Origin of the sequence: Rhodanobacter sp. C01 (assembly GCF_002001045.1) — a bacterium.
Taxonomy (GTDB): Bacteria; Pseudomonadota; Gammaproteobacteria; order Xanthomonadales; family Rhodanobacteraceae; genus Rhodanobacter.
In genome coordinates, this window is sequence record NZ_MUNR01000005.1 from 134,527 (window position 1) to 156,451 (window position 21,925).

The 21,925-nt window shown below is 63.8% G+C and carries 14 protein-coding genes; 10 read left to right on the forward strand and 4 right to left on the reverse strand.

Annotated features, from left to right (window positions below; all coding sequences use genetic code 11):
* The first annotated feature begins 1 nt into the window (after position 1).
* The 10 genes from B0E50_RS02005 (at position 2) to B0E50_RS02050 (ending at position 16,396) form a co-directional block, all read left to right on the forward strand.
* On the forward strand, positions 2-6,439 hold the full coding sequence (locus B0E50_RS02005; protein WP_168170780.1) for a non-ribosomal peptide synthetase: 6,438 nt from the start codon (positions 2-4) through the stop codon (positions 6,437-6,439).
* Between the two features lie 69 nt (positions 6,440-6,508).
* Complete coding sequence (locus B0E50_RS02010) at positions 6,509-7,618, forward strand: polysaccharide deacetylase family protein (RefSeq protein ID WP_077439409.1); 1,110 nt, start codon at positions 6,509-6,511, stop codon at positions 7,616-7,618.
* Positions 7,606-8,868: an O-antigen ligase family protein gene (locus tag B0E50_RS02015; protein WP_077439410.1), complete on the forward strand. Its 1,263-nt coding sequence runs from the start codon at positions 7,606-7,608 to the stop codon at positions 8,866-8,868. The genes B0E50_RS02010 and B0E50_RS02015 overlap by 13 nt, the downstream gene beginning before the upstream one ends.
* Before the next feature lie 106 nt (positions 8,869-8,974).
* The gene (locus B0E50_RS02020; RefSeq protein WP_077439411.1) at positions 8,975-10,336 is read left to right on the forward strand and encodes a phenylacetate--CoA ligase family protein; all 1,362 of its coding nucleotides are present in this window, start codon (positions 8,975-8,977) and stop codon (positions 10,334-10,336) included.
* Positions 10,333-11,448 carry a glycosyltransferase gene (locus B0E50_RS02025; RefSeq protein ID WP_077439412.1) on the forward strand — a complete coding sequence of 372 codons (1,116 nt, stop codon included), beginning with the start codon at positions 10,333-10,335 and terminating at the stop codon, positions 11,446-11,448. The genes B0E50_RS02020 and B0E50_RS02025 overlap by 4 nt, the downstream gene beginning before the upstream one ends.
* A 3-nt stretch (positions 11,449-11,451) precedes the next feature.
* Positions 11,452-12,627: a glycosyltransferase family 4 protein gene (locus tag B0E50_RS02030; RefSeq protein WP_077439413.1), complete on the forward strand. Its 1,176-nt coding sequence runs from the start codon at positions 11,452-11,454 to the stop codon at positions 12,625-12,627.
* Complete coding sequence (locus B0E50_RS02035; protein WP_077439414.1) at positions 12,624-13,265, forward strand: polysaccharide deacetylase family protein; 642 nt, start codon at positions 12,624-12,626, stop codon at positions 13,263-13,265. The genes B0E50_RS02030 and B0E50_RS02035 overlap by 4 nt, the downstream gene beginning before the upstream one ends.
* Positions 13,262-14,428, forward strand: coding sequence for a glycosyltransferase family 4 protein (locus B0E50_RS02040; RefSeq protein WP_077439415.1), 1,167 nt, complete (start codon positions 13,262-13,264; stop codon positions 14,426-14,428). The genes B0E50_RS02035 and B0E50_RS02040 overlap by 4 nt, the downstream gene beginning before the upstream one ends.
* On the forward strand, positions 14,428-15,618 hold the full coding sequence (locus tag B0E50_RS02045; protein WP_077439416.1) for a hypothetical protein: 1,191 nt from the start codon (positions 14,428-14,430) through the stop codon (positions 15,616-15,618). The genes B0E50_RS02040 and B0E50_RS02045 overlap by 1 nt, the downstream gene beginning before the upstream one ends.
* 10 nt (positions 15,619-15,628) lie before the next feature.
* Positions 15,629-16,396 carry a glycosyltransferase family 2 protein gene (locus tag B0E50_RS02050; protein WP_077439417.1) on the forward strand — a complete coding sequence of 256 codons (768 nt, stop codon included), beginning with the start codon at positions 15,629-15,631 and terminating at the stop codon, positions 16,394-16,396.
* A gap of 23 nt (positions 16,397-16,419) precedes the next feature.
* Here B0E50_RS02050 and B0E50_RS02055 read toward each other — a convergent pair whose 3' ends face one another.
* The 4 genes from B0E50_RS02055 to B0E50_RS02070 all read right to left on the reverse strand — a co-directional run bounded on the left by B0E50_RS02055 (position 16,420) and on the right by B0E50_RS02070 (position 21,923).
* Positions 16,420-17,247, reverse strand: a complete 828-nt coding sequence (locus tag B0E50_RS02055) for a hypothetical protein (RefSeq protein WP_077439418.1) — start codon at positions 17,245-17,247, stop codon at positions 16,420-16,422.
* Positions 17,248-17,417: 170 nt separating this feature from the next.
* Complete coding sequence (locus tag B0E50_RS02060) at positions 17,418-18,551, reverse strand: GNAT family N-acetyltransferase (RefSeq protein ID WP_168170781.1); 1,134 nt, start codon at positions 18,549-18,551, stop codon at positions 17,418-17,420.
* Complete coding sequence (locus B0E50_RS02065) at positions 18,548-20,095, reverse strand: oligosaccharide flippase family protein (RefSeq protein ID WP_168170782.1); 1,548 nt, start codon at positions 20,093-20,095, stop codon at positions 18,548-18,550. Before B0E50_RS02065 ends, B0E50_RS02060 begins: the two co-directional genes overlap by 4 nt.
* Before the next feature lie 97 nt (positions 20,096-20,192).
* A complete protein-coding gene (locus B0E50_RS02070; RefSeq protein ID WP_254427147.1) occupies positions 20,193-21,923 on the reverse strand; it encodes a hypothetical protein in 1,731 nt (576 codons plus the stop codon).
* Positions 21,924-21,925 lie beyond the last annotated feature (2 nt).

Below are 21,925 nucleotides of genomic sequence, written 5' to 3' on the forward strand. Positions count from 1 at the left end.
CATGACCAGCGAGTCCACGAAGGTCATGTTGACCGCCGTCGACTACGATCCGTTTGGCGCGGTACCGCTGGTGCGCGTGGTGCCGAGCACCGAATCGCAGCGCGAGATCTGGCTGGCCGCGAAACTCAGTCCGGAAGCCTCGCTGGCCTACAACGAGTCGGTCACGCTGCGCCTGCACGGCGCGCTCGATCGCGAGGCCCTGCACACGGCACTGCAGGAGCTGGTCGATCGCCATGATGCGTTGCGCGCGACGTTCGGCCCGGATGGCGAGACATTCTGCGTACTCGAACGGCTCGCGCTGGCGCTGCCGGAAAGCGACCTGACCCCGCTGGCCGACGAGGCGCGCGGCAACGCGCTCGCCGCACGCAAGCGCAGTGCCGTGGAAACGCCGTTCGTGCTCGAACAGGGGCCGCTGTTCCGTGCCGAACTGGTGTGCTGCGGTGCAAACGATCAGGTGCTGATACTGACGGCGCATCACATCGTCTGCGATGGCTGGTCATGGTGGGTGATCGTGCGCGAACTGGCTGCCCTGTATGCCCGGCATCACGGGATATTGGTGGAAACACTCCCGGCCACCGATTCGTTTGCCGATTTTGCGCTGGCGCAGGCAGCGCATCCGGATATCCGTGCACTCGCCGACGACGAGACGTACTGGCTGGCGCGTTATGCCGACGGCACGCCGGTGCTTGAGTTGCCAACCGACCGACCGCGCCCGCCGCGTCGCTCGTTTGCCTCGGCGCGCGAGGATCACGTGCTCGATGCCGCGCTGCTCACCGCCATCAGGCAGCTCGGCGCACATCGTGGCGCGAGTCTGTTCGCCACCTTGCTTGGCAGTTTTGCCGCAGTACTGGCCCGGCTGGCCGGACAGGCCGACGTGGTGATCGGCATTCCGGCTGCGGCACAGGCAATCAATGGCCACCAGGATCTGGTCGGGCACGGTGTGAACCTGCTGCCACTGCGTTTCACTCCCGATCCGATGGCACCCTTTGCGCAACTGCTCAAGACGGGCCAGGTCACGCTGCTGGATGCGCTCGATCACCAGCAGTACACCTTCGGCACTTTATTGAAGAAGCTCGGCATCGGTCGCGACCCGAGCCGGCTGCCATTGGTCAGCGTGCTGTTCAATATCGACCAGGCACTCGATCATGAGGCTACTGCGTTCCCGGGGCTGGCAATGGAGTTCTCCAGTACCGCGCGCAGCTTCGAGAACTTCGAGCTGTTCATCAACGCCGTGCAGGAGCATGGCCAGCTCCGGCTTGAGTGCCAGTACAACCGCGACCTGTTCGACGCCACCACGGTGCGCCGCTGGCTGACCGCTTATGAGACCTTGCTGCGCGCGGCTGTCGAGCGGCCCGAGGCAATGCTTGGCGTATTGCCACTGGTGAGCGAGTCCGCGCGCCGTGAATTGCAGGCGCTGCAGCCTGCGGCCAGGCCATTCGATGCGGAGCAGCGCGCACATGAGTTTTTCGAAGCGCAATGTGACCGCATGCCCGATCGTGTGGCGGTGCGTGCAGGCACTGCCGCGCTGAGCTACGCCGAGCTCGAGTCACGCGCCAACCGCATCGCCCATCTGCTACGGGCGAACGGCGTACGCCGTGGTGCACTGGTCGGCATTGCGCTGGATCGTGGCATCGACATGGTGGCGGCCTTGCTCGGCGTCCTGAAGGCGGGTGCCGGCTACGTGCCGCTCGATCCAGGGTTTCCGCTGGAGCGACTGAATTACATGGTCAGTGACGCTGGCCTCGCCGCGCTGGTCACGCAGAGCGAACACGCAACGCGCTTCGATCTGCGCGGGCGCCCGGTGCTGGCGCTGGACCGGTTGACCGCGGAACTGCAGCAGGCAGCGACCGCACGCATCGGACGTGACGCGGATGCAGGCACGCCGGAATCCGTGGCCTACGTGATCTACACCTCGGGCTCCACCGGCAATCCGAAGGGCGTGCTGGTACCGCATCGGGCGACCGCCAATTTCCTCACGGCGATGCAGCAGGCACCAGGTATAGAGGTCGACGACCGGCTGGTGGCGGTGACCACGCTGTCGTTCGACATCGCCTTCATGGAACTGATGTTGCCGCTGGCCGTCGGTGCCCAGGTGATCGTGGCGAGCCGCGAGCAGGTGCGTGACGGCGCTGCCTTGCGCACGCTCATTGAAACCAGCGAGGCGAACTACCTGCAGGCCACGCCGGCCGGCTGGCGCCTGCTGCTCGAATCGGGCTGGCAAGGACATCCGCGTTTCAAGGCGGTGTCCGGCGGCGAGCCGTTGTCGCTGGCGCTGGCCGATGCGCTGCTCGCGCGTTGCGGTGAAGTGTGGAATGGCTATGGACCCACCGAGTGCACGGTCTATGCAACCTTCTGGAAAGTCGAGAACCAGCGCGCCGGCATCGTGATCGGACGCCCGGTGGCGAACACCACGGTATGGGTGCTGGACGAACAACGCCAGTTGTGCCCGATCGGTGTGCCCGGCGAGCTCTGGATCGGCGGTGCCAGTGTCGCGCTTGGCTACCTCGACCGGCCGGAGCTGACGGCCGAACGCTTTGTTGCCGACCCGTATGCCGGTCGGCCCGATGTCCAGTTCTACCGCACCGGTGATCGCGGTCGCTGGCTCGCCAACGGCACGATCGAGCATCTGGGCCGGATCGATTTCCAGGTCAAGCTGCGTGGCTTCCGCATCGAGCCTGGCGAGATCGAGGCGAACCTCGCCGGCCAGCCCGGAGTGGCACACGCCGTGGTCATCGTGCGTGAGGATGTGCCCGGCGATGCGCGGCTGGTCGCGTACCTGGTGGCTACGTCCGGGGACGGCGTGAATGAGCCTGCGTTGCGTACGCACCTGCGGAACGTGTTGCCGGAATACATGATCCCGCAGCATTTCATCGTGCTCGATGCGATGCCGCTGTTGCCGAACGGCAAGATCGACCGCAAACGCCTGCCGGCGCCATCGACCGTCGCCGGTGCGGCCGCCGAACGGCTTGCGCCGCGCGACGAGCTCGAGCAGCGCGTGGCGACAGCCATGGCCAGCGCGCTCGGCAGCGGCCCACTTGGCGTGGATGACAATTTCTTCGAGCATGGTGGCCATTCACTGCTGGTCGCCCAACTCACGGCACGACTCAACCGCGATCTGAACCTCGCGTTGCCCTTGCGCACGGTATTCGAAGCACCGACCGTGGCACGTCTTGCGGCAGCCATTCGCACCAACGGTACCGTCGGAGTATCCACGCCGCAGCGATCGATTCCACGCCTGCCGGATCGGCAGCGCGCACCACTGTCATCGATGCAGCAGCGATTGTGGTACCTCGAACAGTTGCATCCGGGACGGGTGGTCTACAACACGCCTTCGGCACACCGCCTGCGCGGTCCGATGAACGAAGTCGCCTTCGAGCGGGCGTTGCGCGAAACGGTGCGGCGGCAGCCAGTGTTGCGCACCTCGATCGAGTTGAACGAGACATCGACGATGCAGCGCATCCACGACGATGTCGTAGTCAGCCTGTTGCCGGTCGAGGACCTGTCGGGTCTGCCGGAAGGGACGCGGGAACTCGAATTGTACCGACGCCTCGATGCGCTGATCGCCGAGCCGTTCGATCTGACCGTGGCGCCGCTGTTTCGCGCACGGCTGTTCCGGCTCGGCGAGCAGGATCATGTGTTCTTCTTCATGACCCATCACATCATCTGGGACGGTTGGTCGTTCGACCTGCTGTATGAAGATCTTTCGCGGGCCTACGTCGCATTCTGTGCCGGGCAATCGACGCCGCTGGCGCCGCTGGCGGTGGAATACGGCGACTTTGCCGCCTGGCATTGCGACTGGATGCGTGGCGATGAATTGAGCCGCCAGCTGACGCACTGGCTGCAGCGCCTGGGCGGAACGCTGGAACCACTTGAGCTGCCCACCGACCAGCCGCGGCCGGCGCGCATGTCCGGCGCCGGGGCCACCGAATGGATCCGCATGCCCACCGACAGTCTGGCGGCGATCCATGCCTTGGGCCAGCGCGTGGAGGCGACCTCGTTCATGGTGCTCCTGGCCGCATATTATGTCCTGCTGCATCGGCTCAGTGGCCAGCGCGACCTGATCGTGGGCACGCCGGTGCGCGGTCGCGACAGCGTCGATCTCGAGCCGGTGATGGGGCTTTTCGTCAACGCGCTGCCGTTGCGCGCGGAAATTGATCCACAGGCATCGTTCCTGGATGTCCTGCGTGTCGTGCGTGGCGTGGTGCTTGATGCCTTCTCCTGCCCTGACGTGCCGTTCGAGCATCTGGTGTCGTCGCTGAGGTTGCCGCGTGACGAAGGCCGGTCGCCGGTCTACCAGGCGATGTTCTCGTTCCAGGATGTGCGCCAGCGTATCGGCACGTGGGGTGAGCTCCGGCATGAGCACCTGCCGGTGTTCCAGCGCGGGGTGGCCGACGATCTTGGCCTGTGGTTCATCGAGCAGGAGCAGAGCCTGCTGGGTGGCATCACCTACAGCACGGATCTTTTCAGCGCCGCGACGGCGGCACGTTTTCGCGAGTGCTACGAAACGCTGCTCGCATCGGCACTGCTTGATCCGCAGCGACCGGTTTCACAGCTGGACTTGCTGTCTACCCGGGAACAGGACCTTCTGCAGCACTGGAACGCGACGTCTGTCGCGGTGACGAATTGCTGCATGCATGCGCTGGTCGAGGCGCAGTGCGATCGCACGCCCGAGCGTATCGCGATACGCTGTGGTGATCATGCGCTGACCTATGCGGAACTGGATGCGCGTGCCAACCGCATTGCGCACGTGCTGCGCGCCTGCGGTGCGGGCAACGGAAACCTGGTCGGCATCGCGCTGGATCGAAGCATCGACATGGTCGCCACGGTGCTCGGCGTGCTCAAGGCAGGCGCAGGTTATGTGCCGCTCGATCCCGATTTTCCCGGTGAGCGCCTGGACCACATGATCAGTGATGCGAACCTCGCCGCCCTGGTCACCCAGTATGGACACGCGGCGCGGTTCGATCTGCGCGGGCGCCCGCTGCTGGTGCTCGATCGGGATGTCACGGAACTGGACGCCGCACCGGCGACGCGCATCGGTCACGATGCCGCTGCGGCGACGGCAGATTCGATCGCCTACGTGATCTATACCTCCGGCTCCACCGGTCGGCCCAAGGGCGTGGAAATCCCGCATCGTGCCGTGGCGAACTTCTTGGCTGGCATGATCGAGCGACCGGGGCTGCGCGAGGACGACCGGCTGGTCGCGGTGACCACGCTGTCATTTGATATCGCGGTGCTGGAGCTGTTCGGTCCGCTCAGTGTCGGTGCCGAAGTGGTGCTGGCCCGACGCGAGGACGCGATGGACGGCGAAACGCTCAAGACGTTGCTTGCGACGAGCCGGGCCACGCTGATGCAGGCGACGCCAGTCACCTGGCGCGTGCTGCTGCAGTCCGGCTGGCCGGGCCAGTCCGGGTTCCGTGCGCTGTGCGGCGGCGAAGCACTGGCACCGGATCTGGCCGCCCAGTTGCTGAACGCAAGCGCCGAAGTGTGGAACCTGTATGGTCCCACCGAGACCACAGTGTGGTCGACCTGCTGGCGGGTCGAGCATCCCGAGCAAGGCATCTCGATCGGCACGCCGATCGCAAACACCTCGGTATGGATACTCGACGCGCAGCGCCAGCGCTGCCCGGTCGGCGTCCCCGGTGAAATCTGGATCGGCGGCGCGGGCGTTGCGCTCGGCTACCGGCATCGACCGGAACTGACCCAGGAACGCTTTGTCGCCGACCCCTACTCGGATCAACCCGAGGCACGCATGTACCGCACCGGCGATCGCGGTCGCTGGCTGGCCAATGGCACGCTGGAGCATCTGGGACGGCTCGATTTCCAGGTCAAGCTGCGTGGCTTCCGCATCGAGCTTGGCGAGATCGAGGCGGTAGCTCGCGAGGAACCGGCGGTCAGCGATTGCGTCGCCGTGGCGCACGATGTCAGCGAACATGATCGCCGCCTGATTCTGTACGTTGCTTCGGAGGAATCCGAGGAGACCTTGCTGCCGCGGCTGCGCGCCGGCCTCTCGGCGCAGTTGCCGGGCTATATGCAGCCGCAACATCTGGTCCGGCTGACGGCATTGCCGCAGACGCCGAACGGCAAGATCGATCGCAAGGCGTTGCCGCTGCCGGTGTGGAGCAGCGCGCCGCCCGCCGATGCGGCGACGGCAAGCATCGCGGATCCGCGTCAACGCTATCTGGCGGCCGTCTGGTGCGAACTCATCGGCGTGGAGCGGGTGCAGCCTGGCGACAACTTCTTCGATATTGGCGGACACTCGTTGCTGGCGATGGAGCTGGTCGCCCGGGTACGGCGTGAAACCAAGGTACGCTTGAACCTGCTTGATATCGCCACCGGCACCATGGCGTCGCTGGCCACCGAGCTGCCCGATATCGCCAGCACGGAGCCGAAGAGCCTTTCGCTGGGGACGCGCCTGCGTCACCTGCTTGGATTCCACTGACATGCATGCGACTCACGCGTTCGTTACCCGGGTGCGTGCTGCCCTCACCTGCAAACGGAGACTGCACCCATGGTGATCGACGACGATGACGTTCAAGCCGCGGGTATCCGCGGACGCCTGGGCGAGCTGTGTTATGCCAGCGGCTTGCTGCGACCCCTGCAGCACGCGCGTGGCTATATGCGACAGGACTTGCGCATTCTTGCCTATCACCGTGTGCTGACTTTGCCGGATTCACGGGCATTCGATTTCGACCTGGCCCTGATCAGCGCCTCGGTCGAGCGTTTCCGCGAACAGATGCAGCTGCTGAAACGGCGATTCCGCCCGATGCGGTTGAGCGATGTGGTCGCTGCGCTGGATTCGGGATCGCGCCTGCCCGCGAACGCGGTGGTGGTGACGTTCGACGATGGTTATGACGACAACTATCGCGCGGCATATCCGATCCTGCGCGAGCTGGGCATACCGGCCACCTTTTTTGTGTCTACCGGGCACATCGACAGCGGCCAGCCATTTGCCTATGACTGGCTGGTGCACATGCTCCTGCGCACGTCTGCGCAACAGCTGGTGTTGCCGGAGCTGAAGCTGGATGTGCCGATACCGGACGAGCGCGCGGCACGTCGAGAGCTTGGTGCAAGCGTGCTTCGGCACATGAAGCTGTTCGACGATACCGCCCAGCAGGCAGCTATCACGCGCATGGAACGTGAATGGCAGATGCCGCGTGAGGCGGCACGGCCTCCGGAGTGTCGTCCCATGAACTGGGACCAGCTGCGCGAAATGCATGCGGCGGGTTTCGAGGTGGGTTCCCATGGCGTGCATCATCGGATGCTGGCGAAATTGCCGCATGACCAGATGGAGGAAGAGCTGATGGGGTCGAAGACCACGCTGGAGCGCGAGCTCGGAACGTCAGCCATGCTGCTTTCCTATCCGGTTGGCGGCGACCTGGCGTTCGATGATGGCGTGATCAAGGCGACGGCGGCAGCCGGCTATCGCGCTGCCTGCAGTTATATCTGCGGTACCAACCTGCATTCGGCGACGAACCGCTACGCGCTGTTCCGTTTGCCGGTGGAGCGTACGATGGGGATGGGCTGGTTTGCCGCGATGCTGACCTTGCCCGAGCTGATGGGCTATCCCACGGCAAGTCGCGCGGGCATCGCCGAATCGGTCCAAGCATGTTCCTGTTGAGTTTGCTCTATCTGGTACTGACGATCATCCGGCCACAGGATTACCTGCCTGGGCTGGTAGGCGTGCCGGTATTGCCGGTGGTGCTGGTACTGGCGTTCCTTGCATGGCTGATGTCCACCGCGAAGACATTCGCGGCGCCACAGTTCCTGATACTGCCGGTATTCCTCGTGGTGCTGATGATTTCCCAGGTCGTCAACGGCTGGAGTGGCGGTGCGCTCGATGAACTGGCGAAATTCGGCCCGACCGTGATCGCCTTTTTCGTGCTTGCCACATGCTGCAACAGCCAGCGCCGGGTGATCGTTGCCATGACGGTGTTCGTGCTGTGTGCGGTCGTGCTGGCGCTGCATGGCGTGGAGCAGGCCGACACCGGCGTCGGCTGGACGGGCATCCCGATCGGCGAGGACGGGCGCATCCAGTATGTGGGCATCTTCAATGATCCGAACGATCTCGGCCTGCTGTTCGCGGCAACCCTGCCGATGGCCGTTTTCCTAAGCCGTCGCGGCGGCTTTTTCGGACGCATCTTCTGGCTTGCTGCGGCGGCGCTGCTGCTCTACGGCACCTATCTCACCAATTCGCGTGGAGCCATGCTCTCGGTGCTGGTCGTCGCCGGCATCTATATCTGGCGTCGCCGTGGCATGGTGACGGCCGGGGTACTCGGTGTCATCGGACTGGCTTGCATGCAAGTGCTTTCGTCACGCATGCAGGACCTCGATGTCGACGACGAATCGGCCTATGGCCGGGTGGATGCCTGGTATTCCGGCCTGCACATGTTCATGTCGCATCCGGTGTTTGGCGTGGGTGCCGGAAATTTCACCGAGTACAACGATCTGACCGCGCACAACTCGTTTGTGCTGGTACTGGCAGAGACCGGTTTCGTCGGATACATCCTGTGGCTGGCCTTCGTCAGCTATGGATTCCTGATGATGCTTGCGGTACTGCGCCACAAGCCGGATACGGCCGCGGGTCCGGAGCATGTGGACGAGTGGCGTGGCGAGTGCGGTATCGCGTTTACCCTGTTGTCGTCGCTATGCGGCCTGTTTACCTCGGCCTTCTTCCTGAGTCGAAGTTACACGGTGGTGATGTATCTGTTGATCGCGGTGGTGGTGGGTTACTACATGGGGGTCCGGCAGCGCTTTCCCGGGCTTCCGGCTTTCAGGTTGTCCGAGAGCTGGTGGCGCTGGGTGCCGGCGGCGGTGGGCAGTATTGCCGTGATGTTCGTGGTGGTTGCCGTGTTGTTGCGCAGCGTATGACGGAGGTGACGGCCTTCATCGGAATGCCGGGCCTGGTCGTGGCGCAGGCGATGCGCTGGCCAGAGCAAGCTCGACAGCGTGACGGCGCGGGCGTGGAGAGGTATCCATGACCGGCGATTGGTACGAGCCGGTTTTCCGTCGGATGCTCTATCCGCTCTACGAGACCGGACTGCGCCGTCGCCGGACGTTGAAGTACCTCGACGAATACCAGCGCGACCAGTGGCTGGCGCCGGAACAGATTGCCGCGCTGCAATGGGAGCGACTCAAGCTTCTGCTCGAGCACTGCCAGCGCGAGGTGCCTTACTACCGCCGGCGTTGGCGCGAGCTGGGGATTGCGGTGGCGGACATCCGCAATCTCGATGACTACGCGCGCATGCCGGTGCTGACCAAGGCCGACATCCGCAACCACTTCGACGAGCTCAAGGCCGACTCCTGGCGCGACCGCCTGCTGTACAAGGCCACCGGGGGCTCGACCGGTGAGCCCATGCGCTTCGGCTATACCCGCGAGAGCAACGATCGCCGCACGGCGGTGATGTGGCGCGGTTACGATTGGGCCGGATCGCGGATGGGGCGGCGTACCCTGTTTCTGTGGGGTGGGGCGGTGGGCGAGCCGACCCGTAGCCATCAGTTCAAGGATCGCCTGTACAACGCCGTGTTCGCACGGCGCGTGCTCAACAGTTTTCACATGACCGAGGCCAACATGGCGGAGTACGCCGACGCCATCGACAGCTACCGTCCCGACATCATCGTTGCCTACGTCGGGCCGCTGGTGCGGCTGGCGCAGTGGCTGGTCGCCACCGGGCGGAAGATATGGCGGCCACATGCAATCATCGGTGCGGCGGAGGCGCTGCACGAATTCCAGCGTCAGGTCATCGAACAGGCGTTCGGTTGTCCCGCCTACAATACCTATGGCTGCCGCGAATTCATGCTGATCGCGTCGGAGTGCGAGCAGCGCCATGGCCTGCATGTGAATGCCGACCACTTGCTAGTCGAACTGCGCAAGCCACAAGACGCGCCGGCGGATGCGCAGAGCGGCGAGGTGGTGATCACCGACCTGTTCAACTACGGCATGCCGTTCGTGCGCTACGTCAATGGCGACATGGCGACGGCATCGGACGCTCGCTGTTCCTGCGGTCGCGGCCTGCCGCTGCTGGGTCACGTCGATGGTCGCGTGCTCGATGCGATCCGCACGCCCGCCGGCCACGTGCTGCCCGGCGAATTCTTTCCGCATATGCTGAAGGACGTGCATGGGGTCGAGCGCTTCCAGCTGGTGCAGCGACGGCTCGATCGGCTTGACCTTGCGATCGTGCGCGGGGAAGGTTTCGACGATGCTTCGCTGGCTTATATCCGCCGCGAAGTCGCCAAGGTGCTGGGCGACAGCGTCGAGCTGCATTGCCATTTCGTCGACGACATTCCATTGACGTGCAGTGGCAAGCTGCGCGTCACTGTCTCCGAATTGTCATCGTGAATATCACCCACTTCGTCGAAAACCTGAATCGTGGCGGCCTGGAGCGCATGGTGCTGGAACTGGTCAAGACCCAGCAACGGCAGGGACATCGCTGTCAGGTCGTGTGCCTGTTCGAGCTTGGTGCGCAGGCAGATGAACTGGATGCCTTGGGTGTGCCGGTCAACGCCTGCGACAAGCGCCAGGGCCTGGATCTGCGGGCGCTGGCACGGGCCCGGCGTCTGGTTCGTACCCATGCCACCGAGGTATTGCATACGCACAATGCAGTAGCGCATTACCAGGCGGTACTGGCCAGTTGCGGCCTTGGCGTGCGTCACGTGATCAATACGCGGCACGGCATGGGCGGCAATCCGCGATCCGGCCGGCGTGAATGGCTGTATCGCCAGGCGTTGGCGCGCACCGATGCGGTGGTTACTGTCTGCGAAGCGGCACGTCGCGATGCCATTGCACGCGGCATCGTGCCGAGGCAGAAGGCGAAGGTGGTGCCGAACGGTATCCGGGTCGAATCGTTTCGGCGGGCCTCCGACGGGATGCGCCAACGTTTGCGGCAAATGCTGGGACTGCCGGCGCAGACGCAGCTGATCGGCACCGTGGGGCGGCTCAACTGGGCCAAGGACCAGGTCGCTCTGATCCGTGCATTTCATCAACTGCACGAACAACAACCCGATACCGCACTGGTGTTGATCGGTGACGGTGAGCTGCGTGTGGAGCTGCAGCACTGTGCCATCGCCGAAGGTGTGGCGGATCGCGTGCATTTTCTTGGCGATCGTGACGACGTGCATGAATTGCTGCAGGGGCTTGACCTGTTCGTGCTGTCGTCGCTGAGCGAAGGCTATTCGATGGCCTTGCTGGAAGCCTGTGCGGTGGGCCTGCCGATCGTGGTTACCGACGTCGGTGGCAACGGGGAAATCATTCGCGATGGCAGTACCGGCCGGCTGGTGCCGGCAAGCGATCCATCGGCGCTGGCAACGGCGATGCTGACGTTGCTGCAGGAGCCACGGCAGGCGGATGCACTGGGCGATGCGGCGCGTCTGTGGGTCGAGAAGCACGGTTCGCTGGAGGCGATGGCAGCGCGCTATGCTGCGCTTTATCAGGGTCAGGGTTCAACGGACTGAACGATGCGATTGAAGATCCTGGTGTTGACCAACCTGTTTCCAACCCCCTGGGATCCGCTGCGCGGCGCGTTCAACCGCCAGCAGTTCGAGCGCCTGGGGCAGCGCCACGATGTCGACGTGCTGACGGCGGTGGACTTTCGCGAACGGTTGGCCGGCGTACGCGGCGAGGTCAAGGTGCCTGGCTTGCACACGGATCATTTTGTATTCGTGTATCCGCCGCGCATCGGCCGATCGCTGCATGCGCTGTGCTGGCGGCTTTCGTTGCTGTGGCAACGTGGCAGCCGTTTGCGCGCCGCGCACTACGATTGCATCCTGGTCAGCTGGGCCTATCCCGACGCCGCTGCCGCAGGTTGGCTGGCGCGTCGCCTCGGCATTCCCTATGTGGTGAAAGTGCATGGCAGCGATCTCAATGTGCAGGCCAACCATGCGTTGCGTCGACGTCAGATCCGCTCGGCCTTGCGCGGTGCTGCCGCGGTGATTGCGGTAAGCCGCGCACTCGCCGAGAGGGCAGTGGCGATCGGCGCAGATGCGGCGCAGGTGCATGTGCTCTACAACGGGGTCGACAGCGAGCTGTTTGCACCCGGTTCGCGCAGCAAGGCGCGGACACGGTTGCAGCTCGAAATCGGGTCGCCACTACTGCTGTACGTCGGCAATCTCAAGTCGAGCAAGGGGTGCCTCGATCTGCTGGAGGCGTTTCCCGCGCTGCTGGCAGTGCAGCCACAGGCACGACTGGTATACGTAGGGCAGGGGCCGTGTCGCACAGAGTTGCTTGAGCGCGCAGCGGCACTTGGTTGCGCCGAGCGGGTGGACTTGGTCGGTGCCGTCGCACATGCGGCGCTCGGCGACTGGTTCCGTGCCGCTGACCTGCTGTGCCTGCCGAGTCACAATGAGGGCGTGCCGAATGTGGTGCTCGAGGCCATGGCTTGCGGCACGCCGGTGGTGGCCACCCGCGTGGGCGGCATCCCGGAAGTGGTGCCCGAGTTTGCCGGGATCCTGGTACCCGCGCGCGAACGCAAAATCTTGTCGGCCGCCCTGATCGAAGCCTGTGGCCGCGTCTGGGACGGTGCCGGCATCGTGGCACACGCGAGTCGCTTTCGTTGGAGCGATAATGTGGAACAGTTGGACCGTATTCTGCAGGCCGCCGCCGGATCTCCCACCTTTTCCGATTCGACTGCATGAACCTCAAGCCGAAAAAGCAGCAATTGCTGGGCCTGTTGCCGAATGCGCTGGTACAGACGCATGGGCCTCGTCGTGGCAACGTGCGCTTTCTCAGTTTCGACGATGGTCCGCATCCGGAGTACACCCCGCGCCTGCTGGACCTGCTGGCCGAATCCGGCGCCCATGCCAGTTTTTTCGTGGTGGGACGCAAGGCCGAACTCTATCCGGCTGTGGTCGAGCGCATCGTGGCCGAGGGGCACCTGCTCGGCAATCACTCGTTCTGGCACCATCAGTTCGCCCAGATGTCGCTGCACGAGCAAGTGGCCGAGCTCGACCGCACGGATGAGGTGCTTGCCGCATTCGACCAGTGTCCCTTGCATCGCATACGGCCACCGCAAGGTTGCCTGACCATGCCCCTGCTGCTGCATCTGGCGCGTCGTCGTCGCAGCGTGGCGTACTGGTCCTACGACAGCCTCGACTACCAGCACAAGTCGGGCGCGGAACTGGCTGCGCGGATGCACAAGCGTCCCCCCATTGCCGGTGACATCGTGCTGATGCATGACGACAGTGATTGTGCGGGCGAGGCATTGAGCACATTGCTGCCCCAATGGCGGGCCAGCGGACACGAATTCCGCGCACTGTCGCCGGAAGCCGCATGAGGATCCTGTATCACCATCGCACGCGTGGTCGGCATGTCGAAGGCGTGCACATCCGCGGCATCGTGCATGCCCTGCGCGAACTCGGTCACGAGGTCACGCTGATGTCGTTTCCGGGTGCCGATCCCGAGCATGAGCCGGCTGCGCAGGCTGCCTCGGGTCGGGGTCGCTTGGCCGGTGCAATTGCCCGGTTGCCCGGCGTACTGTTCGAGATGCTCGAGCTAGGCTACAACTTCGTGACCCTGTTGCGCATGAGCGCAGCGATTCGCCGGTTGCGCCCACAGCTGATCTACGAGCGCTACTCGCTGTTCCTTTTTGCCACTGTCTGGCTGGCGCGTCGTCGCGGGATTCCGCTGGTCCTCGAGATCAACGACTCGGCCCTGGTCGAGCGTGTGCGGCCGCTGCGCCTGCGGGGACTGGCTCGACGCATCGAAGGCTGGTGTCTGCGCAATTGCACCGGCCTGGTATTCATTTCCACCTATTTCCGTGCACAGGCCGAGGCGGCCTACGGTGCGATTGCGCCATCGGTGATTTCTCCCAACGCCGCCGATCTGGTGCGTTTCGATCCCGGCCGTTTCGATCGCGTGCGCATGCGCGCCGAGCGTGGCCTGGCCGATCGTGTGGTATGCGGTCACATCGGTGTATTTGCGCATTGGCATGGTGTCGATGCCTTTGTCGATGCGATTGCCACGCGCCTTGCCGAGGCTCCGCAGCTGGCCCTGGTCCTCGTCGGCGACGGTCGCACGTTGCCGGTGGTGCGTGCCTTGGTGGCCGAGCGTGGCCTCGCCGGGCGTGTGCTGCTGCCGGGCCGGGTGGCGCACGATGAAATTGCCGCCTGGATTGCCTGCATGGACTATGCAGTGCTCCCGGATTCGAACCAGTACGGTTCGCCGATGAAACTGTTCGAATTCATGGCCATGGGCGTGGCGGTGGTGGCACCCGATTACGCGCCCGTGGCGGAAGTGATCCGCGATGGCCAGACTGGCTGGTTGTTTCCGCGCCGGGAGACGGACGTTTGTGTCCAACGCGTGCTGGATCTGGCTGCACGCGAAGACGAACGGCATCGCGTCGGTGCGGCTGCGCGGGATTACATTGCGCGCGAGCGTCAATGGCGCAACAACGCCGAGCAACTGCTGACCCTGCTGCCATTGGGAGCATCCAGCTGATGGTGACCATCGTCCTGCTGATCCTCGTCCTGCTTTTCGTGGTGGGCGCGCTGGTGCTGCTGTGGGCCATTCGCGCGCGCAACATGCAGATATGGCTCGCCAGCTATCTGCGTCGCCGGCCGCCATCGCCTCCTGTCAGTGGGCCGGTGCACGTGATGTTCTGCTTCGTCGACCACTTCGAGCCGGCCTGGGGACGGGTCGATCTGGCCACCCAACGCGAGCGGGTCGATCGCTGGTGCCGTGACTATCGCCTGCTCGCCGCCGCCCATCGCGATGCAGACGGCAGGCCGCCGCAGCACAGCTTCTTCTATCCCGAGGAGGAATACCTCGAGGAACACCTGCAGAAAATCGCTGCGCTGTGTGCGGAAGGTTACGGCGAGATCGAGATCCACCTGCATCACGATGATGACACCGCGGAAAACTTCAACGCGACGATCAGTCGTTTCAACGAGCTGTTGCACGAGCGCCACGGGGCATTGCCGCGTGATCCGCGCAGCGGCCAGTTGCGCTTCGGTTTCATCCACGGCAACTGGAGCCTGGACAACTCGCGTGCGGACGGGCGCTGGTGCGGTCTCAACAACGAGCTGATCCTGCTGCGCGAGCTGGGCTGTTATGCCGATTTCACCTTGCCGTCGGCCCCGAGCGATACGCAGACGCGCATGATCAACGCGATCTACTACGCCACCGATGATCCGCTGCGGCCGAAGTCGCACAACACCGGTGAGCCGGTGCGGGTGGGCGGCAAGGCCAGCGGGGACCTGATGATCGTGCAGGGACCGCTGGGTCTGAACTGGCGTGATCGCCGCTATGGGTTCATTCCTCGCATCGAGAATGCTGACGTGCGCCGTGCCTGTCCACCGACCCCGGCGCGGGTGGATGCCTGGGTGCGCACTGGCGTGCATGTCGAGGGACGCCCCGAATGGGTCTTCGTCAAGGTGCATACCCATGGAACCCAGGAGCGTGACATGGATACGTTGCTGGGTGACGCATCGCATCGCATGCACAACCATCTCGAGCAGACCTATAACGACGGCGCGAACTACGTACTGCACTACGTCACCGCGCGCGAGGTGTACAACATCATCAAGGCGGCGGAAGCGGGTCATGCGGGCAACCCCGGGGACTATCGCGACTACGAGTTGCCGCCACCGCCAGGCATAGCTGCCACACGTGCCATGCGGAGCGCATGAGGGACAGACGGTGAGCGGTGATCTGGTCAGCGTGATCATGCCGGTATACAACGCTGCCGCGTGGCTCCGTCGGGCAGTCGACTCGGTGCTGGCGCAGAGTCATGCCAACGTGGAGCTGGTTGCGGTCGACGATGGCTCACGGGATGATTCGCTGGAGATTCTCGAAGCCTATGCGCGCGCAGACACACGCGTACGCGTGCAGCGGCAATCGGGCAATGGCGGTGTGGCGGCGGCCCGCAACGCCGGCATCGCGGCCGCGCACGGCGACTTCATTGCCTTCCTCGATGCCGACGACTGGTGGCATCCGGCCAAGTTGGAGCGGCAGTTGGCAGGCATGCGCGAAAGCGGTGCGCTGATCAGTTATGCGGCGTACTGGCGCGTCGCCGAGGATGGCCGCGTACTGGGGCAGGTGACGCCGCCGGCACGAGTCGAGTGGCGCGACATGCTGGCCAGCAACTTCATCGGCAACCTGACCGGCATGTACGCGCGCAGCCTGGGAGACGTGCCGTTCCGACGCATCGGTCACGAGGACTATGTTTTCTGGCTGGAGCAGGTGCGTCGCGCTGGGTCAGCGGTGTGTGTCGAGTCTGCAGAGCCGCTGGCCTGGTACCTGGTACGTGAGCGTTCGCTATCAGCCAACAAGCTGCGTGCTGCCGCATGGCAATGGGCGATCTACCGCGAGGTGGAGAAGCTTGGCATGGCGCGTTCGGTGTGGTGCATGTTTCGCTACGCATGGCATGCCCTGGCCAAGCGAAGGGGTGCGCAACCGCCAGCATGAGTGGGGTGGTGGTGAATGTCTTGTCAGTCGCGTTTCTTCGACACGATCCACGCATCTGTGGTGGCCAACACCTCTTGCGATTTCATCCCGAAGCGCTCGTCGATCTTCAGGCGATGACTGCCTAGCAGCTCGCGCGATGGCGGATGCGCCGTGGGTTCGGTTGCCAGGATGTGCTGCCCTGCCGCCTCGAACAGTTTTACAAAATCATCGTGCCGCAGCCGGTTCATGTACATGTAGCGGTTGCCCGCGTACTTGTCCCATTCGGTGTCGGAATACTGCAGGAAATTGATCGGCGAGATGCTGCTGTCCGAGTGCGAGAAGTGGTCGGAATAATCGATGCGGTGAACGAACAGGCCGCCATCGCGGATGATCCGGTTTCCTTCAGCGAGGATCTTTTCCAGGATGGCCAGCGGGATGTGTTCGAAGACATTGAACGAGGTATGGAAGTCGATGCCGCCGGGGTCCAGCCCAGTCCGCGTGGCATCGCCTGGGGCGATGTACTGGATGTTGCACAGCCCGAGCAGAGCGTCGATGCCGAAGTCCGTCTGCAGATGCAGCTTGAGCAACGCATCCAGGCGGCCCTGATCGAGCAAGGGGCCGAACAGGCGTTGAATCTCCGCATGGTTGTCCGCCATGTACTGCAGGCTTTCCTTGACCAGTTCCGGTTTCACGTAAGGATTCAGGTCAATGGTTATCACGCCCTTCGCACCCATGAGCCAATACGCGAGGGGCGTGATGGGTGCGCGTCCCGTGCCAACCTCGAAGAAGGTTTTTCCGCTTGGGTCGTAGCCCAGTTTCCTGATTCGCTGCCAGGTCTCGATGCCGGCAGTCAGGCGGGAAACCGGATTCATTCTTCGCAGCCCACCGAAGTGCCGCTGGATCCAGAAATAGGCGGCGTACGAGGATTGGGATGGGAGCAGCGAGACCGTGTTTTGGATACGGGCTTTCAGTTTCCAGTGCATCATGAATCTCCAGCGAACTTCTTCATGCGGCCCGGTCAGCGCATCGCCGCGGTTGCGCGTTATTTGCGTTGCATCCGGCGCAGGCAACGATAGGCCCAGCGCAGCGGCGTGATCATCTGGAAGCATGCGAGCGGACCGATGCCGCGGATGATATGCAGGGAGCCGCACGGATTGTTCTGGTCGGCAAGCACCCGCTTGTACTGGTTGTCGCCGTAGCCGAAGTCGATCAGCTCGTCGGGATGGCGCTCAAGGAGATCCTGGATCGACTGGAATACCAGCGCCGAGCCCACGCCAAGCTGGGCGAATTCCTCGTCGTAGCCGGTGTCGTCGAGCAGGTAGCGGCCGCCGAGGCGATAGCCATGCACATACGCGATCGGTTGCGTGCCGAGCATCAGCACATGCCCGACTATGTGGCGATCACGTGCCAGTTGCTGAAACAGCGCACGGCGTGATGGCAGCTCCCAGTCGATGGTCAGTGCAGTTGCGTGCCAGCTCCGCGCGTACACCTGGTTCATCAGCTGGCAGTAGTCGTCGATCTGTTCCGGTGCATCGAAGATGCGCAGCTGCGCTTGCGCACCGAGCTTCTTGTACACATTGCGCAGCCGGCGTGTCAGATCGTTGCGGCGCTTGGATCCAAGCTTGGTGAGATATGTCGCGAGCGACTCTTGCGGCTGGATCGCCCAGTTCAGTTGATCGAGCAGGTTCGAACGCACGCAGGTGAAGGTTTGCTGGCCCTGCGACAGCGCGATGGCCAGATCATTCGGCAGCGCGGTCTCCTGGATATGGATGACACGAACCGTTGGATCACGCTGGAGTGCGGCAGAAATCGTGTTCTCGGCGTGCGCGCGGTCGCATGGTGCCGCGACGATGCCGGCCCCGAGCAGACGCAGCATACGGCCCCGATAGATCGGGATCTGGCGCCCGCCGAATGCAACACGGGTGGTGCCTTGCCTGACGATAAACGGTGCATAGCCGACAATGCGGCCATTGTCGTCCCGGGCCAGCACGAGATGAAGCGACGCCGTGCTGCCGCGGCTTTCCAGTTCGAACAGTATCCAGTCCGGATGCTGCACGATGCCGGATGCGGCGCCGGATATTTCCGCCAGGCGCGCCAGTTCGTCGCGCAAACCTCGCAATGCTGCGGCATTGTCGATGGTTTCCCATGGCAGCTGATCGTTTCTCAGAGCCGTCATGGCAGTGTCTTGCTCCATGGTCGGTGCAGGCCATTCAACAGGCGCATCAACATCTTGCCCGGCAGGCCAAGGCGACTGGTGATTGTCGTCATCAACCGATAGTCATCGTCGGTCCAGTAGTGCACCAGGATGCTTGCCGGAACGTACACGGCGACAAAGGTGCCGGCGCCGGCGATGAAGCCGTAATGGCTGGGCAGCACTGCCGTGACCAGCCATGCCACTGCGGTCGCGACGATGCCGACGCCAAACAGCCGTGCCATCGGGGCTACCGGAATGCCGCCGGTGGTGGCGCGTCGCAGATAGAAGATGGCGAGCCCGAGTTCGGTGATGCGTGTACCGGCGTAAGTCAGCACGGCGCCCACCAGCCCGAAATGCGGGATCAGGCTGATGCCCAACACGGCATTGGCCACCAGGGCGATGATCGTGATGCGGATGCGGTCGTCCTGGCGATCGACCACGGTCTGGAACGCCGAGATGCTGTTGACGATAAGCAGCAAGCCGCCCAGGACCAGGATGGCCTCGATCGCCGGTATCGCGTGGACATAGCGGTTGCCGTACATCAGGGTGACGATTTCGGGTGTCGTCACCAGGCCGAGGCCGGCGATCGCAATGCCGACAGCCCAGTAGAAGCGGGTGGCCTCGGCGAGGAAGTGCGTGGCATGTTCCTGTCCGTGCTGTCCGAACGACTTGGCCATGTATGGCAGCAGGGTCGAGGTGAGCCCCACCGAGAACAGCTGCACCGCACCGCGGGTGAGGGTGAGGGCGATCGCGAAGAAGCCGACCGCGGTCGTGCTGGCGAACGTATTGAGCAGAAAGACCTCGATCGTGCTGCCCTTGAACGAACCCAGCAGCACCAGGACGGCGGTCAGGCGCAGATGCCGGTAAAGGCGCGTGCCGATGTCCTTCGGAATGGGGCCGCTCGCGTAGGGTCGGCAATATTTTCGATAGGCCAGGCGGTTGAGCAGATTGAGGGTCAGGCACGCGATCGCGAAGATGGCGATGAAGGCGAGCAGCCCGGCGTGCATGGTGGCTGCACCGATCACCAGGGCCACCCCGATCGCACCGCCAATCACAGTGGCGATCGCCTCCGGCTCGAAATGCTCCTGCCCCTTTTCGATCGCCACCAACATGGCGTAGTTGGCCTTGGCGCCCACCGCCACGACCACCAGCACCGTTACCGGGAGCAGGAACTGATTCCATTCGGTGGGCTTGACGATGAATGTCGCCAACACGAACAGCGCCAGCACGATGAACGAGCTGGCGTGCTGGAGCTGGCCAAGCCGGTGCGAGATGTGCGAGGCGATGCCAGGCTCGCCCGCGCCATCGGCCTCGGCGATGAACTTGGTGGACGATGTCGTCAAGGCGTTGTTGCTGCAGGTGATCAGCCAGCCGCACAACCAGACCGTGAAGGCATAGCGGCCAAAGTCGGCTGGCCCCAGCGCGCGCGCGATCCATATGCTGACGACGAGGCCGAGCGCGTACTCGATATAGGTCGAGACCGAGACGATGGTGACGCTGCGAAGAACGGCGAGGCGTTGGTTCATGCCGTGGGCACCATGCGACATGCCCATGCCGTGGCGGTTGCGGGCAGCCTGCGTCGAGGGGCGCGCCAATCAGCGTGAATCGATGTCTTTGGCTGATTCATGGCGTCTCATGTTTCGTGGAGGACTGCGGCTCGCCACTGCCCGCCGGCTGACGGATCAACCACTGCGCCACACCGGTGCCGCGATTGTTCCAGTTGAATCGGCGGAGCGTCTTGCTGTTGGCCGCACATGCGCTGTCGTAGGACGAGACAAGTTCGTCGAATCGATGTTTGAGGGCGGCGCTCTGCTTCGGATCGCGCTCGAAATAGTAGGCAGCCGCGATCGGCAGCGCGAGCTCTACATTGTGCGAATCGCTGTACCAGCCTTCGGAGTCCTGGATGGCTTCCAGTGCCTTGGTCGTGGCGTGGGCCGACGACCAGTACCAGCCGATCAGGCCGTCGGGGCCCGTGCATGGGTCGCGCCAGTCGTGCGGCTTCACGATGAGGTCGGGGCTGATCCAGCCATAGTGCTCCAGGTAGCGGCCGAATCCCGTGATCATTTCCGGGATGCGCTTGTCACCGGTAACCAGCCATGCGTGCCACAGACCATCGATGATGTTTTCGGTCATCCACGGGGATGTTCCGCGCACGTCGGTTTCGGGTTTCCACGAATCGTTTTCGTGGAGGTTCCAGCTGTTGCGCCATGAGCCGTCGTTGCCCAGGCCATCCGGGTTGTTCTGCTGGTGTGCGTAGAGCCAGTCGATGCGCTCCCTGACGCGGGTGAGATCGTGGGCTTCGCCGGTAAGCTCGTAGGCACTCACGGTCTCCAGCAAGCCGAGGCCCGCCAGGCGTTCCGTGAAGTACTGACCGGCGCCGGTGTATGGCCCGGGTTCTCCGCTCCAGCCACCGTTTGCCCACAGCGTCGCCATGTCGTCGACCATGCGGGCATCGTGCGCGCTGTCATCCCCGGTCAGGGCGAGCGCCAGCAGGATCGGCTCGATGTAGACGTATTTCACGTCACAAGGTTTGCCACCGTACGACCACCCGCCGGCGCAGGACGGACTCATCGGCAATCCATCGCGGCGAATGTATTTCATGTAGAAGTGGTAGCTGAGGATGGCGGCCTGCAGGTAGTCGAACCGACCGGTTCGGATATAAGCCTTGTACAAGGTGGTGGGGCGATCGAACAGCCACGCCGTCGAGTCCTTGACCGGCAAGTCACGGGCCCAGTCGAATTGCGTGGAAACGTAGTTGGCGTAGGGCTCATTCGGAGCGGCCGGTTGCTGTGGCCCCGCGATCAGCGACTGGCACAGCCATTCGGGCGTCAGGGTCGCCACGACCGTTGGCACCAGCAGACCCTGATCGCCCGCGACGAGACCCTTGGCATATGGCCACGGAGCAAGATCGAGCGTACGTGGCTTGCCGAACGCGAAATAGAACGTGGACTCGTCGGTGTCCAGTTGTGCGTCGAATTGCACGCGCACGGCACGCACGCTTCCATCCTTGAAGTGCCACTTCAAGGTGGTTTGGACAGCGGCAGGCACTTCCGCACCGTGTGCGTCGAGTATGCGCAGCATGCGGGGATCGTCGAGAACACCGGGTGCGAACGGAATACCGACAGATACCAGAACCGCCTTGTCGGAGCCCGCGTTCCTGTGCAGGACGATGCGCTGGTCCGGTTGTGCGCCGGGAGGAGCTGGATCGTGGTGAGCAGCGCCGGCATGACTGTTGGCGGGCGTGCCGGCCGCAGTGGGTGAGTGGTGTCGGGTCGATGCGTCGGAATTCGACAACATCGCGACGCTCAGCGCCATGGCACCCAGGAGCAGCATGACAAACGGCAACGTGCGCATGG

Coding starts and splice junctions, on each gene's coding strand:
- B0E50_RS02005 (WP_168170780.1), top strand. CDS start 2: ATGACCAGCGAGTCCACGAAGGTCATGTTGACCGCCGTCGACTACGAT.
- B0E50_RS02010 (WP_077439409.1), top strand. CDS start 6,509: ATGGTGATCGACGACGATGACGTTCAAGCCGCGGGTATCCGCGGACGC.
- B0E50_RS02015 (WP_077439410.1), top strand. CDS start 7,606: ATGTTCCTGTTGAGTTTGCTCTATCTGGTACTGACGATCATCCGGCCA.
- B0E50_RS02020 (WP_077439411.1), top strand. CDS start 8,975: ATGACCGGCGATTGGTACGAGCCGGTTTTCCGTCGGATGCTCTATCCG.
- B0E50_RS02030 (WP_077439413.1), top strand. CDS start 11,452: ATGCGATTGAAGATCCTGGTGTTGACCAACCTGTTTCCAACCCCCTGG.
- B0E50_RS02035 (WP_077439414.1), top strand. CDS start 12,624: ATGAACCTCAAGCCGAAAAAGCAGCAATTGCTGGGCCTGTTGCCGAAT.
- B0E50_RS02040 (WP_077439415.1), top strand. CDS start 13,262: ATGAGGATCCTGTATCACCATCGCACGCGTGGTCGGCATGTCGAAGGC.
- B0E50_RS02045 (WP_077439416.1), top strand. CDS start 14,428: ATGGTGACCATCGTCCTGCTGATCCTCGTCCTGCTTTTCGTGGTGGGC.
- B0E50_RS02055 (WP_077439418.1), bottom strand. CDS start 17,247: ATGAATCCGGTTTCCCGCCTGACTGCCGGCATCGAGACCTGGCAGCGA.
- B0E50_RS02060 (WP_168170781.1), bottom strand. CDS start 18,551: ATGACGGCTCTGAGAAACGATCAGCTGCCATGGGAAACCATCGACAAT.
- B0E50_RS02065 (WP_168170782.1), bottom strand. CDS start 20,095: ATGAACCAACGCCTCGCCGTTCTTCGCAGCGTCACCATCGTCTCGGTC.
- B0E50_RS02070 (WP_254427147.1), bottom strand. CDS start 21,923: ATGCGCACGTTGCCGTTTGTCATGCTGCTCCTGGGTGCCATGGCGCTG.